The organism is Streptomyces sp. NPDC093568 (genome assembly GCF_044764945.1).
In the GTDB taxonomy this organism is placed as follows: domain Bacteria; phylum Actinomycetota; class Actinomycetes; order Streptomycetales; family Streptomycetaceae; genus Streptomyces.
Genome location: NZ_JBIWJD010000004.1, coordinates 527,433 through 541,713, shown reverse-complemented (window position 1 = coordinate 541,713; position 14,281 = coordinate 527,433). Strand labels below are relative to the sequence as shown.

Genomic DNA, 14,281 nt, shown 5'->3' with positions numbered 1-14,281 from the left:
TCAGGCCTCGGCCGACTCGGACTCGGCGGCAGCCTCGTCCTTCTTCTCCGCCTTCTTCTTCTGGGTGATCGCCTCACCCTTGCCCTCGTCGTCGCCACCGAGGGCCTCGAACGAGGGACGCGCCTTCTTCGGCTCGGCAACCAGCAGCGGCGCCGGGGCGGGCTCGCCCTTGAACTTCTGCCAGTCGCCGGTCTTCTTCAGAATGGCGAGGACGGGCTCGGTCGGCTGCGCACCGACACCCAGCCAGTACGCCACACGGTCGGCGTCCACCTCGATGACCGACGGGTTGTAGGTCGGGTGGTACTTGCCGATCTCCTCGATCGCACGGCCGTCACGGCGGGTGCGGGAGTCGGCGACGACGATGCGGTAGTGAGGCGAACGGATCTTGCCCAGACGCTTCAGCTTGATCTTGACTGCCACGGGAGTGGATTCTCCTGGATTTGACGTGGTTGGGCACGGCGAGAAAGGCCGCGTGGGGTTGCGGTACCCGAGTGCCCGATGGACGCGTCAGCCGGAGGAGAGAGGGGTCCTGTGCGGCTGTCGAGTACAGCTAGCCATTGTGCCATACCCGGCGGGTCGCCCTTGGCCGAGGGGGCGGGGACGGCGCCAGGGCATGACTGAAAGGCACCCGGCGCTTCGGGTGCCCTGCGGGTGGAGCGCGCAGCCGGCGCTTGCGGGGTGCCGTTCGACCGCACGGCGGCACCCCGCGAGCGACACCGCATGATGAACCGACAGCCACGAGATGTCGGTGCCTCACGCACTGGTGCCGTTACGCCGCTCCGACCACCTCGGGGATCCGGAACGGCTTCCCGCAGCCGCCGCACACGATCGGGGCCTGGGCCAGGACCGAGGGGACGACCCGGACGTTGCGGCCGCAGTCGCAGACCGCCTTGACGCGGACGCCGCCGCCGGAGGATCCGTGACGGGCGGCCGGGCCGCGGAAGGTCCGGCTGGTGTTGTCGGCGGAGGTCGCCGCGGTGTGGGCCTTCAGTGCGCGCTGGAGGCGTTCGATGGTCGGGCGGTAGCGCCGCTTGGCCTCGGGGTTCAGCGTGACCAGGGAGAAGCCGCTGCTCGGATGGGGCTCCTCCGGGTGGTCCAGACCCAGCTCCTCGGCGATCGCGAGGAATCTGCGGTTGTGGTACCGGCCGGCCCGGGAGGTGTCGCGGACGCCGCGCGAGGCGGCGATGCCATGGACTGCCTCGTGAAGCAGTCGCTCGAAGGAGAGCTCGTGACCGCACGCGGACGACGACTCCCCGATCAGGGACTCTGGCGCGGCGAGATCCGGCAGCTCGGGGTGGTACCGCTGAATGTCGGCCCACGCCTCTGCCAGCTCTGCGGCGAGAACAGGTGGTGTCTGTGTCGTGCTCACGTAATGACAACGAGCCGGAGTGCCCCTGTGTTCCGATTCCGGGCCATCCCAAATAATTTGCACGTACCCGTCAGTTGCGAATGATGCGCCCTGACGAGGGCGGGTGCGCCGATCTGCGGAGAAGCCTCACAGGTCGCTACAAGGTGGTGCGTAGCCTGACGTACGCCCACCCGTCTCCCACCACCACCCTCAAAGGGGGCCCTTACGGGCCGCCCCTCTTGACCGGCGCGTACGCCCCGTCCACGCGCCGATGCCGCTGTGGTCCGCGGATGCGCAAGAGGCGTTTCGGCCGCTCTCGCCCCCCACACGCGTCATATCAGTAAGCGCGCGCGACGACGGCGACGTTACCCGGTGCGTCGTCGGCGTCCGGCACCGACCCGTCCTCGGCGACCAGGCACCGTACGGTCACGGCGTGCTCGGCCAGTCCGGCCTCGCCTTCCTCGCCGAGCGTCGCCCACGGCAGGCGGGCCCAGCCGCCGGCGGTGGCGACCTCGACGGCTTCCTCGACCGTCGACACGTCCGACGTCCGCGATTCGCGGCGCTCGCGGGACTGGCGCAGCAGCAGCGCCTGATCCTCCTCCAGGATCGCGGGGAGCAGCCCGGCCAGGGCGTCGAGCGCGACCGGCTCCTTGCCGCCCGGGATCCGCCGCGCGAGCATCGCCGTGCCGCCCTCCAGGTCACGGGGCCCGACCTCGATCCGTACCGGCACGCCCTTGAGTTCCCAGTCGACCGCGCGGCGCCCGAACGGGGTGTCCGTGCGGTCGTCGACCTGGACCCGTACGCCCGCCGCGGCCAGCCGGTCGCCGATCTCACGGACCTTGGCCAGAACCGGCTCGTCCCCCTTGATCGCGAGGACGACCGCCTGGACCGGCGCCAGCCGCGGTGGCACCCGCAGGCCGTCGTCGTCGCCGTGCGCCATGATCAGCCCGCCGACCATGCGCGTGGAGGAGCCCCAGGAGGTCTGCCAGACGTACTCCTCGCGACCCTCCTTCGACAGGTACCGGGTCGAAAAGGCCTTGGCGAAGTTCTGGCCGAGCTCGTGGCTCGTGCCCATCTGCAGAGCCTTGCCGTCGCCCATCATCGCTTCGAGGGTGAGGGTGTTGATCGCCCCGGCGAAGCGCTCGCTCGCGGTCTTGCGGCCGAGCACCACGTCGATCCCCAGGACGTCGACCATGAAGTCGGCGTACACGTCCCGGTGGATGTACGCGGCGTAGTCCCGTGCGTCCTCGTAGGTGGCGTGGGCGGTGTGGCCCTCCTGCCAGAGGAACTCCGTGGTGCGCAGGAACACCCGCGGGCGCATCTCCCAACGCACCACGTTCGCCCACTGGTTGATCAGCAGCGGCAGGTCGCGGTAGCTCTGCACCCACTTGGAGAAGTACTCGTTGATGATCGTCTCGGAGGTGGGCCGGACGACGACGGGCTCCTCCAGCTCCTTGCCGCCGCCGTGCGTGACGACGGCCAGCTCGGGAGCGAATCCCTCGACGTGCTCGGCCTCCCGCGTCAGGTACGACTGCGGGATGAACAGCGGGAAGTAGGCGTTGGCGGCTCCGGCCCGCTTGATACGGGCGTCCATCTCCGCCTGCATCCGCTCCCACAGCCCGTAGCCGTATGGCCGGATGACCATCGTGCCGCGCACCGGACCGTTGTCCGCGAGCTCGGCCTTGTTGATCAGGTCCTGGTACCAGCGCGGGAAGTCATGTGCCCGTGGCGTAAGAACGGGTGCCTTTGCCATGGCCAGATGGTACGGGCCCATGTTGCCGGAATGTGAATTTCGGCCACGGACACAACGAACCCGCAAGCCGGGCTCCGCAACCCCTGGACGCGGAGTCGGGGGCGGAGTTTCCTGGCATACGGGGGAGCGTGAGCGCATCGTCACACGGCGCTACGACAGTCGGGCACAGTGACAACTCTCGTCGGAATGGGGCGCTTTACATGACACCTACGCTCGTGCGGCAGCACCTGTCCCACGCGGGCGCGACACCCCGGGTGGACCTGTGTGCACGCGCGCGTGACTGGTCCGAGATCCAGGAGCGGATGCTGGTCCCGCTCTACGAGGCCGTCTACGAGCGACTGGAAGTGGGCCCGGGTACCAGGCTGCTGGGCCTGGGCTGCGGCAGTGGGCTCGCCCTGCTGATGGCGGCTTCCAGAGGCGCGGTCGTCACCGGTGCCGAGTCCGACTCACCCGAACGGCTGGCCCTCGCCAGGCAGCGGCTGCTGCCCGAGGCCTGGGACGGGCGGGCACGTGCCGGGGCCAGGCTCGTCGACGGCCCGCCCCAGGACGCGGCCGACGCGAGCACTCCCGCGTTCACCCTGGTGACGGCGTTCGAGCCGATCGGGTGCCTCGCGGGTGACTCCGAGGGGCTCGCCGACCTGCTCGCCGCCGCGACACCGCTCACCGAGCGGGGGGCTCCCGTGGTGCTCGCCGGCTGGGGTCCGCCGGAGCGCTGCGCCACGTCGTCGGTGCTGCGGGTGGCCACGAAGCTGGCCGATCCCCTGCGCAGCACGGGCAGTTGGCGCCCGGCCCTGCGCGACGACCTGGAGGAGGTCGCCCAGCGGGCGGGCCTCAGGCCCGACGGTTCCGGGCGGGTGGCGTGCCCGTTCGGGTACGCGGATGTCGACAGTGCCGGACGCGGACTGCTGTCGACGGGGTTGTTCGACGCGGCGATCGCCGCGACCGACCAGGCCCAGGTCGACAAGGAGTTGACGGAGGCGCTGCACCCGCACCAGCGGCGGGACGGGACGGTCTGGATGCCGAACGTGTTCCGGTACCTGATCGCGCGGGTCCCCTGAGCTTTCAGACCTCGGAGTCCTTGGTCAGCCGGGTGATCCCGGCGATCCGGTAGGCGTCCGCCTCCTCCAGGGTCTCGTTCTCCAGCAGCGCCTCGGCGAGTGCGTCCAACTTCGTGCGGTGGTCGCGGAGTTTGCGGCAGGCCTCCTCGTAGCAGGCGTCGACGATCCGGCGCATCTCGTCGTCGATGACGTCGAGGGTCTGCGGGGCGGCGGAGAGTCCGTACGCCTGCTGGGCGTCGCTCGGCAGGGCGGACAGCCGGCCGACGCGTTCGCTCATGCCCCAGCGGGCCACCATCCCGCGCGCGATGTTGGTGACCTGTTCGAGGTCGTTCTCGGCGCCGGTGGTGACGACCCCGTAGACCACGTCCTCGGCGGCCATGCCGCCCAGGGCGCCGATGATCCGGCCGCGCAGGTACTCCTCCGAGTGCGCGTACCGCTCCACCTCGGGGGTCGACATCGTCACGCCGAGCGCCCGGCCGCGCGGCACGATGGTGATCTTGCGGACCGGATCGGCGCCCGGCTGGAGCATGCCGAGCAGGGCGTGCCCGCTCTCGTGGAACGCGGTGCGGCGGCGGTCCTCCTCGGGCATCACGAGGGTGCGTTCGGCGCCGAGCTGCACCTTCTCCAGGGCCTCGGAGAGGTCCGCGGCGGTGACCTGTTCCTGGCCCCGCTTGACCGCGAGGAGCGCGCCCTCGTTGGCGAGGTTGGCCAGATCCGCACCCGTCATGCCCGGCGTCTTGCGGGCGAGCTGGAGGAGGTCCACGTCCTCGGCGAGCGGGATGTCGCGGGTGTGGATCGCCAGGATCGCCTCGCGTCCCCGGCGGTCCGGCGGGGAGACGTTGACGACCCGGTCGAAGCGGCCGGGGCGGGTCAGCGCCGGGTCCAGGATGTCGGCGCGGTTCGTCGCGGCGATGACGATCACGCCCTCGGAGCCGGAGAAGCCGTCCATCTCGGTGAGGATCTGGTTCAGGGTCTGCTCGCGCTCGTCGTGACCGCTGACCGACGCGCCGCCGCTGCGCACCCGCCCGATGGTGTCGATCTCGTCGATGAAGATGATCGACGGCGCCACCTTGCGGGCCTCGGCGAACAGCTCCCGGACGCGGGAGGCGCCGACGCCCACGATCATCTCGATGAACTCGGAGGCGGAGGCGGAGAAGAAGGGCACGCCCGCCTCGCCCGCCACGGCCCGCGCCAGCAGCGTCTTGCCGGTGCCCGGCGAGCCCGCGAGGAGCACACCGCGGGGCATCTTCGCGCCCATCCTGCGGTAGGCGTCGGGATGCTCCAGGAAGTCGACGACGTCGTCCAGCTCGCCCTTGACCTCGTCGATGCCGGCCACGTCGGCGAACGTCGTGCGGTGCTTGCCCGGCAGCAGCTCGACCGGCTTGGGCGGCGGCTTGCGCCCGAACATGCCGCCCGCGCCGCCGCGGCCCCCGGCGAACCGGCGGGCGACGAAGAGCCACAGCGCGACGATGATCACGAGGGGCGCGAGCGAGATCAGCAGGTTGACCAGGAGACCGCGCTGCTTCACGACCGGCTCCGCGGTCACCGTGACGTCGTTCCGGCTCAGCTCCTGCCAGAGGTCGTCGTCGGCGAAGGCCGGGCGCTGGGTCTTGAACTTGGTGTACTTGCCGTCTCCGTCGGGGTCGTCCCTGGCGCTCTTGAGCTCGCCCTGGATGGCGTCGCCCTTGGAGTAGATCTTGTCGACGTTGCCGTCGTCGACCTGCCGACTGAACTCGGTGTACGAGATGGTCGGCTCATCGCCCTCGTCGAGGTACGTCAGTCCGATGTAGGCCAGGAGGAACACGACCACCGCGGTGACCAGGAGGCCCCACCAGCGGCCGCGTGCGCGCCGGCCACCGGGCTTGCGGGGCGGCTCGTCGGGGGTGCCCTCCGTGCGCCACGGCTGGTCAGGGGCCTTGCGTGGCGGCGCGGCATTGCTCATATCTGGACGTTACGGCAGACAGCGGGCCCTGGCACGCGCAGAGGGCGCCCCTCGTGACGAGGGACGCCCTCTGTGACGTACGGGAGGGGCTCAGCCCATGAACTTCTTGAACTCGTCCGGCAGCTCGAAGTCCTGCCCGGCCTGCTGACCCGGCAGTCCGAGGGCACCGCCGGCCTGAGCGGCGGCGGCCCGGCGGGCGGCCTCCTCCTGCTCCTGCTGCTTGCGCTTCATCGGGTTGCCGGAGCGCTGCTTGCCCTTGGCCTTCTTGGGCTGCTTCTTCGTCCGGCCCGGACCGCCGCCCATGCCCGGCATCCCCGGCATACCGGGCATACCGCCGCCCTGGGCCATGCGGGACATCATCTTGCGGGCCTCGAAGAACCGCTCGACGAGGTTCTTCACCGCGCTGACCTCGACACCGGAACCGCGGGCGATACGGGCGCGCCGCGAGCCGTTGATGATCGTCGGCTCCTGGCGCTCGGCCGGGGTCATCGACTTGATGATCGCGGCCGTGCGGTCGACGTCCCGCTCGTCGAGGTTGTTGATCTGGTCCTTGATCTGGCCCATTCCCGGGAGCATGCCGAGCAGCTTGGAGATGGAGCCCATCTTCCTGACCTGCTCCATCTGGGCCAGGAAGTCGTCGAGGGTGAAGTCCTGGCCCTTCTTGGAGGCCAGCTTCTCCGCCATCTTCTGGGCTTCGGCCTGGTCGAAGGTCTTCTCCGCCTGCTCGATCAGGGTGAGCAGGTCACCCATGTCGAGGATGCGGGAGGCCATCCGGTCCGGGTGGAAGGCGTCGAAGTCGTCGAGCTTCTCGCCGTTCGACGCGAACATGATCGGCTTGCCGGTGATCTGCCGGATCGACAGGGCGGCACCACCGCGGGCGTCACCGTCGAGCTTGGAGAGCACCACGCCGTCGAAGCCGACGCCGTCGCGGAAGGCCTCGGCGGTGTTGACCGCGTCCTGACCGATCATCGCGTCGACGACGAACAGGATCTCGTCCGGCGAGACCGCGTCCCGGATGTCGGCGGCCTGCTGCATCATCTCCTGGTCGATGCCCAGGCGGCCGGCGGTGTCCACGATCACGATGTCGTGGACCTTGGCCTTGGCGTGCTCGATGGAGTCCTTGGCGACCTTGACCGGGTCACCGACGCCGTTGCCCGGCTCGGGCGCGTAGACCGCGACGCCGGCGCGCTCGGCGACGACGCTGAGCTGGTTCACGGCGTTCGGGCGCTGGAGGTCGGCGGCGACCAGCAGCGGCGAGTGGCCCTGCTCCTTCAGCCAGTGGCCGAGCTTGCCCGCGAGGGTCGTCTTACCGGCACCCTGCAGACCCGCCAGCATGATCACGGTCGGCGGCGTCTTGGCGAAGCGCAGTCGCCGGGTCTCACCGCCGAGGATCGTGACGAGCTCGTCGTTGACGATCTTCAGGACCTGCTGGGCCGGGTTCAGCGCCTTGGAGACCTCGACGCCGAGCGCGCGCTCCTTGACGTTCTTGATGAACGTCCGGACGACGGGCAGCGCCACGTCCGCCTCGAGGAGCGCGATGCGGATCTCGCGCGCGGTGGCGTCGATGTCCGCCTCGGAGAGCCGTCCCTTGCCGCGCAGGTTCTTGAAAGTCGCTGAGAGGCGATCGGAGAGAGTATCGAACACGGCGCTCGCGGTCCTCGGGGTCGGTGGCAGCTGGGAATCGCCCTCCAGGGTATCCCGGCGGCACAGGTTGCCGGGATCCCTGGGTTCGGAGCCTTGGAACAGGGTCTCAGCCCCGCAACGTCTCCTCCAGCTTGCGCGCCACGGACGCCGCCTCGTCACCGGGCAGCGGCGCGCCCTCGGGTCCTGTGACATAGAACGCGTCCACGGCGTTGGCGCCCAGGGTGCTGACATGCGCACTGCGCACCCGCACGCTCGCGTCCTCCAGCGCCCGTCCGATCCGGAACAGCAGTCCCGGCGCGTCCTGGGCGCGCACCTCGATCACCGTGGCCAGCCGCGAGGCGGCCGGGTGGACCGTCACCCGCGGCGGCGGCGCGACCACGCCCCTGCGGCGCGGATAGGCCGCGTCCCGCTCGGCGAGGCGGCCCGCGATGTCCAGGGAGCCGTCCAGCGCCCGTACGAGGTCGGCGCGCAGCCGGGCCGCCTGCGGCAGCGAGCCGTACTCGGCGGCGACCCGCCAGTTCAGCAGCAGGACGGTGCCCTCGACGCCGTCGGGCAGGTCCAGGGCGCTCAGCTCGGCGGTGCGGACGGTGAGCCGGTGCATCGCCAGGACGCCGGCCACCGCGGGCAGCACGCCCGGCTGGTCGGGGACGGCGATGAGAAGTTCCACACCGAGCGGCTCCGGGTCGCCCGAGGGCTGCTCCTCGGCCGGCGGCTCGGTCTGCGCGCGCAGCGAGAGTACGGGGCTGCCGGTGGCGACCGCCTCGATGGCGAGCCGCTCCTGCTCGGCGGTGGGCGCGGCGGCCACGGGCTCGTCCGGGTCGTCCCCGGCGAGCACGGCCCCGACCCGTTTCACCAGGTCGGCGACGAGGGACCCGCGCCACGACGACCACGCGGCCGGGCCGGTGGCGAGCGCGTCCGCCTCGGTCAGGGCGTGCAGCAGCTCCAGGGTGCCCTGCGAACCGACGGCCTCGGCGACCGCGCGCACGGTGGCCGGGTCCTCCAGGTCACGCCGGGTGGCCGTCTCGACGAGCAGCAGGTGATGGAGAACGAGGGTGGAGAGCACGGCCACGTCGTCGCGGTCGAAGCCGATGCGCGCGGCCACGTCCTTGACGATGATCTCGCCGGCCACGGAGTGGTCGCCGGGCCAGCCCTTGCCGATGTCGTGCAGCAGCGCGGCGACCAGGAGCAGGTCTGGGCGGTGGACGCGGCGCGTGAACTCGGAGGCGCGCACGGCCGTCTCGATGAGGTGCCGGTCGACGGTCCAGATGTGCACGGCGTTGCGCTGCGGACGGCAGCGCACCCGCTCCCAGTCCGGCAGGAAGTGCGTGATCAGACCCTCGGCCTCCAGCGCCTCCCACACCTCGACCGTCGGCCGTCCGGAGCCCAGCAGGGTCACCAGCTGCTCACGTGCCTCGGCGGGCCAGGGCGTGGGCAGCGGGCGCGCGCCGGCCGCCATGCGCCGTACGGCGTGCAGGGAGAGCGGGAGTCCGGCCTGGGCGGCGGCCGCCGCGGCGCGCAAGGGGAGCACGGGGTCGCGGTCGGGGCGCGCGGCTCGGGCGAGCACCACCTCGCCGTCCTGCTCCACGACGCCCTCGGCGAGCGGGGAGCGCTCGGCGGTCGGTTTCGCACCGCCGCCCAGCATGGCGCGCAGCCGCGGCCGCACGGCGCGAGCCCGCAACACGCGCCCCACTTCACGCCAAGTGACATCACTGGCGTACGAGACCACCCGCGCCGCCTCGTACACCTGCCGCAGCAGCGTGTCGGCGTCGAGCAGGCCGAGCTCGGCGGCGACCTGGTCCTGCTCCTGGAGCGAGAGCCGGTCGGTCGCCCGTCCGGTGGTCAGGTGCAGGGCGTCGCGTACGTCGAGCAGCCGGCGCCGGGCGTCGTCGAGGCCCTCGCGCGGGGCGTCGGCCAGCCAGGACGCGGCGACGGCGCGCAGGATGGTGGCGTCCCGCAGACCGCCGCGCGCCTCCTTCAGGTCGGGTTCCAGGAGGTACTGCAGCTCGCCCTGGCGCTCGGCGCGTTCGGCGGACAGCTCCTGGAGTTCGGGCAGCCGCTTGGGGGCCTGGTTGCGCCAGTCGGCGAGGACCGCCGTGCGCAGTCCGGCCGTGAGGCCGAGGTCGCCCGCGATGTGCCGTGCGTCCAGCAGGCCGAGTTGGACCTTGAGGTCCTCCCCCGCTGTCGCGCGGGCCTCGGCCGGCGTACGCACGGAGTGGTCGAGGGCGAGACCGAGGTCCCACACGGGGTACCAGATGCGGTCGGCCAGCGCGGCCACCGTCTTGCTGTCGCCGCCGTCGTGCAGCAGGAGCAGGTCCAGGTCGCTGCGCGGGGACAGCTCGCCGCGGCCGTATCCGCCGACGGCGACCAGGGAGACACCGCGCAGCCCCTCGGCGCCGGCCGCGAACAGGCCGGTCAGCCACTCGTCGGTGAGCTGCGCGAGGGCGGCACGGCGCGGCGGCCCGGACCGCACCTCCTCGGTGAGGAGACGCAGCCGGGCCGCCGCGTAGCCGCTGGGTCCCGAGTCCTCTGCATCCTTGGAAACGTCCGTGCTCGTCACCCAGCGACTCCTGTTCTGTTGCCCTGCGTCAGAGCGCGTCGGGCCCGCGCTCGCCGGTCCGCACCCGTACGGCCGTCTCGACCGGCAGGGACCAGACCTTGCCGTCACCGATCTTGCCGGTGCGGGCGGCCTTGACGATGACGTCGATCAGCTGCTCGGCGTCGTCGTCCTCGGCCAGGACCTCGATGCGGATCTTCGGGACCAGGTCGACGGTGTACTCGGCACCGCGGTAGACCTCGGTGTGGCCCCGCTGACGACCGTAGCCGCTCGCCTCGGTGACGGTCAGACCGTGGACCCCGAAGGCCTGGAGGGCTTCCTTGATCTCGTCGAGCCGGTGGGGCTTGACGACTGCGGTGATGAGCTTCATGCGTCCACCTTCTTGCTCGAGGCCGCGCCGACCGGGGCGGGGGCTGCGGCGGTCCGGGCGGCACCGCCACCGGCGCCGCTGAAGTCGTATGCGGTCTCGGCGTGCTCGGCTTGGTCGATGCCGGCGACCTCGTCGTCCTCGGGGACCCGCATACCGATGGTCTTGTCGAGGATGAAGGCGAGGAGCGCGGAGACGACCAGCGAGTAGGCCAGGACCGCGAAGACACCGGCGCACTGCTTCCAGAACTGGGTCATGCCGCCGCCGTAGAAGAGACCCGCGACATCGGACTGGCCCTTGCCGGTGGCGAAGAAGCCGATGAGCAGGGAGCCGACGACACCGCCGACCAGGTGGACGCCGACGACGTCGAGCGAGTCGTCGTAGCCGAGCTTGTACTTCAGGCCCACGGCCATGGCGCACAGCAGACCGGCGATGGCACCGACGGCGATCGCGCCGAGCGGGGAGACCGCGCCACCGGACGGGGTGATGGCGACCAGACCGGCGACCGCGCCGGAGGCGGCGCCCAGCGTGGTGAACGCGCCGTGGCGGATCTTCTCGTAGATGAGCCAGGCCAGCATGGCGGCGGCGGTGGCGACCTGCGTGTTGACGAACATCAGCGCGCCGACGCCGTCGTCGTTGCCGAGCCACGAGCCGGCGTTGAAGCCGAACCAGCCGAACCACAGCAGACCGGCGCCGAGCATGACCAGCGGGAGGCTGTGCGGGCGCATCGGGTCCTTCTTGAAGCCGACGCGCTTGCCGATGACGAGGATCACGCCGAGCGCCGCGGCACCGGCGTTGATGTGGACCGCCGTACCACCGGCGAAGTCGATCACACCGAGCTCGAAGGCCCAGCCGCCGGCGCCCCAGACCCAGTGCGCGACCGGGAAGTAGACGACCGTGGCCCACAGGGCGACGAAGAGCGCCCACGCGGTGAACTTCACGCGGTCGGCGAGAGCACCGCTGATCAGGGCGGGCGTGATGATCGCGAACATCAGCTGGAACACCATGAACACGAAGATCGGGATGGTGTAGCCGTCCCACAGCTCCGTGAGTCCGATGTTGCTGAGGCCCACCCAGTCCGAGTTCCAGCCGATGAGGCTGCCGGAGTCGGTGCCGAACGCCATGGAGAAGCCGTACAGCACCCACAGGATGGTGACGATTCCCAGGCTGATGAAGCTCATCATCAGCATGTTCAGGGTGCTCTTGACGCGGACCATGCCTCCGTAGAAGAAGGCCAGGCCCGGTGTCATGAGCATCACCAGGGCGGAACAGATGAGCATGAAGCCTGTGTTGGCGGACGACAGCGTGGGTGCGTCCGCCGCAAGCGTGATGGCGGCTGATGCCATCGGCGTCTCCTCGTCATTGGTACGGCCCCGTGCGGGCGAAGCCTGAGCGGATTGAGGGGTGGGCCGGTTATGCGCCAAGAGATTGGCGCAGCGCCGTTTCGGTGGAAGCCCCTCGTTGTTTCGCCGCCGTGACGAAGGCGCCCTGCGTGTTACGCGTCGATGAACTGCCGGATGTTCGGCTGCCCGATCGTTATCGTGGCGCAACCTTCATGGAAGGGAAAAAAGCCGACCGCGGTCGGCCTTCCGATGACCTGGCATGGGGGAGCCGAGTCGGGCAGTTCGGGAGGACCGGCCGCGGCCGGGGTTCAGGGGTTGCCCTGCGGTGGGACGCGGGGCTCAGACCGCCTCCGCGGTCTCGGGCAGCTCGACGGCGAGCTTGTCCGTCAGGTCCACGACCTCGGCGAGATCACCGAAGTCGCGTACGGCCGTGTCGACCGTCTTTCGAATACGAGTGTTGACGCGCTCGGAGCGCACCTTCTTGGCGACCGCCATGGCCTGCTCGGCGTAGACCGCGCTCTGCTCGGGCTCACGCCGCAGCAGATGGACCGTGGCCACACCGATCAGATTCAGCGCGTACGACCGCTGGTGCTCGCTGTCCTTCGCGAACAGGTCGACCGCCTGCTGCATCAGCGGTTCGGCCAGCGAGGCGTACGTCGGGCTGCGGCCGGCGACATAGGCGAGGTCGCGGAAGGAGTGGCTGTTCTCTCCGTAGAGCTCGGCCTCGGAGAAGAAGCGGATCCAGTCGGGGTCCGGCTCGTCCCACTCGTCGGCCTCGGAGAAGGTGTCCTCGGCCATCCGCACCGCCCGCTTGCACTTGCCGGGCTGGCCCATGTTGGCGTACGCGCGGGCCTCCATCGCATACAGCATGGACTGGGTGCGCGGACTCGCGCAGTCCCGGCTGCCGTACTGCGCGAGGTGGATCAGCTCCAGGGCGTCGTCGGGCCGGCCCAGGTGGATCATCTGGCGGCTCATGCTGGACAGGACGTAGGAGCCGAGCGGCCGGTCACCGGCCTCCTTGGCGGCGTGCAGGGCGAGGACGAAGTACTTCTGCGCGGTGGGCTGGAGCCCGACGTCGTACGACATCCACCCGGCCAGCTCGGCGAGCTCGGCCGCGACCTTGAACAGCTTGCGGGTGGTGGCCTCGGGGTGGGGCTCCTGGAGCAGGTCGGTGACCTCGTGCAGCTGGCCCACGACCGCCTTGCGGCGCAGGCCGCCGCCGCACTGGGCGTCCCACTGCCGGAACATGACGGTCGTGGACTCCAGCAGGTCCAGCTCGGGCTTGGACAGCCGGCCGCGCGCGCGGGAGGACGGCACGGTCCGGGGCTCCTCGAGCGGGGCGGCCGGGGTGGGGACCAGCCAGCGCTGCATCGGCTCGATGAGCGCCGGGCCCGCGGACAGGGCCAGCGAGCTCCCGAGGAAGCCGCGCCGCGCCAGCATCAGGTCACTGCGCGAGAACTCGCTGAGCAGGGCCACCGTCTGCGGGCCGGTCCAGGGCAGGTCGACGCCGGACACGGAGGGTGACTGACGGGCGGCGCGCAGGCCGAGGTCCTCGACCGAGACGACACAGCCGAAGCGCTCGGAGAACAGCTCGGACAGGATCCTCGGGATCGGCTCACGGGGGTTCTCGCCGTCCAGCCAGCGGCGTACGCGGGAGGTGTCGGTGGAGATGTGGTTGGCGCCCAACTGGCGTGCGCGGCGGTTGACTTGGCGGGCGAGCTCGCCCTTCGACCAGCCGCTGCGCACGAACCAGGACGTGAGCAGCTCGTTGGGGCGCTTGTCAGCGTGCGATGCGCTACCGGCACTCGTACCGCCTCCGCCGTTGCCGCTCACTGGAACGCCCCCATCCCTTGGACCACTTGTCACCGAGTGCGCCAAGCCCTATCAGAATGCCGGTAAATACGGTCTCCCGTCCGGCAGTTGTCACCCTTCGAACGGAAAGTCGACTTGCCCCCGGCATACCCACGAGCGCATGTGCCCCGAAGCTGTGTGCACTCACAGTAATCCTACGATCACGCCTCCAGCCATGGCGATCCAGGAATCGCCACCATTCGCCACCCCTTCGAATGAACTCACCGTGGCCTTCCCGCGATTCACTTGACATAGGACGGCCGGAAGTGGGCGGAGGGAAGCACTCAGGGGCGCGTGTCGCCCAGCCCACAACCCGGGATACCTCCAAGCGCCGCGTGGACCAGGCGGCACGAGGGGGTACACGAACCGTCCGGAAGCACACAGAGTCACGATCCGCTTTCACGTCGTAACCACCGGCGCG

The 14,281-nt window shown here is 70.6% G+C and carries 10 protein-coding genes; 1 reads left to right on the top strand and 9 read right to left on the bottom strand.

Annotated elements, in window-relative coordinates:
- From rpsP to proS, 3 genes are all read right to left on the bottom strand, one after another.
- A complete protein-coding gene (gene rpsP / locus ACIRD7_RS19845) occupies window positions 1-420 on the bottom strand; it encodes a 30S ribosomal protein S16 (protein ID WP_030048919.1) in 420 nt (139 codons plus the stop codon).
- A gap of 349 nt (window positions 421-769) precedes the next feature.
- Window positions 770-1,369, bottom strand: coding sequence for a hypothetical protein (locus ACIRD7_RS19840; RefSeq protein ID WP_403454765.1), 600 nt, complete (start codon window positions 1,367-1,369; stop codon window positions 770-772).
- A 316-nt stretch (window positions 1,370-1,685) separates the two neighbouring features.
- On the bottom strand, window positions 1,686-3,101 hold the full coding sequence (proS, locus tag ACIRD7_RS19835; protein WP_403454763.1) for a proline--tRNA ligase: 1,416 nt from the start codon (window positions 3,099-3,101) through the stop codon (window positions 1,686-1,688).
- Between the two features lie 200 nt (window positions 3,102-3,301).
- Here proS and ACIRD7_RS19830 point away from each other — a divergent pair, with 200 nt between their 5' ends.
- The gene (locus tag ACIRD7_RS19830; RefSeq protein WP_403454762.1) at window positions 3,302-4,159 is read left to right on the top strand and encodes an SAM-dependent methyltransferase; all 858 of its coding nucleotides are present in this window, start codon (window positions 3,302-3,304) and stop codon (window positions 4,157-4,159) included.
- 4 nt (window positions 4,160-4,163) lie between these two features.
- On the opposite strand, the gene ftsH is transcribed toward ACIRD7_RS19830, so the two are convergent.
- The 6 genes from ftsH to ACIRD7_RS19800 all read right to left on the bottom strand — a co-directional run bounded on the left by ftsH (window position 4,164) and on the right by ACIRD7_RS19800 (window position 13,842).
- Window positions 4,164-6,101 (bottom strand): ATP-dependent zinc metalloprotease FtsH, encoded by a 1,938-nt coding sequence (gene ftsH, locus ACIRD7_RS19825; RefSeq protein ID WP_403454759.1) that lies wholly within the window; start codon window positions 6,099-6,101, stop codon window positions 4,164-4,166.
- A 90-nt stretch (window positions 6,102-6,191) separates the two neighbouring features.
- Window positions 6,192-7,745: a signal recognition particle protein gene (gene ffh / locus ACIRD7_RS19820; protein ID WP_403454757.1), complete on the bottom strand. Its 1,554-nt coding sequence runs from the start codon at window positions 7,743-7,745 to the stop codon at window positions 6,192-6,194.
- A 106-nt stretch (window positions 7,746-7,851) separates the two neighbouring features.
- Window positions 7,852-10,302 carry a [protein-PII] uridylyltransferase gene (locus ACIRD7_RS19815; protein WP_403454755.1) on the bottom strand — a complete coding sequence of 817 codons (2,451 nt, stop codon included), beginning with the start codon at window positions 10,300-10,302 and terminating at the stop codon, window positions 7,852-7,854.
- A gap of 28 nt (window positions 10,303-10,330) precedes the next feature.
- Complete coding sequence (locus ACIRD7_RS19810) at window positions 10,331-10,669, bottom strand: P-II family nitrogen regulator (RefSeq protein WP_003997576.1); 339 nt, start codon at window positions 10,667-10,669, stop codon at window positions 10,331-10,333.
- A complete protein-coding gene (locus ACIRD7_RS19805) occupies window positions 10,666-12,012 on the bottom strand; it encodes an ammonium transporter (RefSeq protein ID WP_403454752.1) in 1,347 nt (448 codons plus the stop codon). The genes ACIRD7_RS19810 and ACIRD7_RS19805 overlap by 4 nt, the downstream gene beginning before the upstream one ends.
- Before the next feature lie 336 nt (window positions 12,013-12,348).
- Complete coding sequence (locus ACIRD7_RS19800) at window positions 12,349-13,842, bottom strand: hypothetical protein (RefSeq protein ID WP_403454749.1); 1,494 nt, start codon at window positions 13,840-13,842, stop codon at window positions 12,349-12,351.
- Window positions 13,843-14,281: the final 439 nt, after the last annotated feature.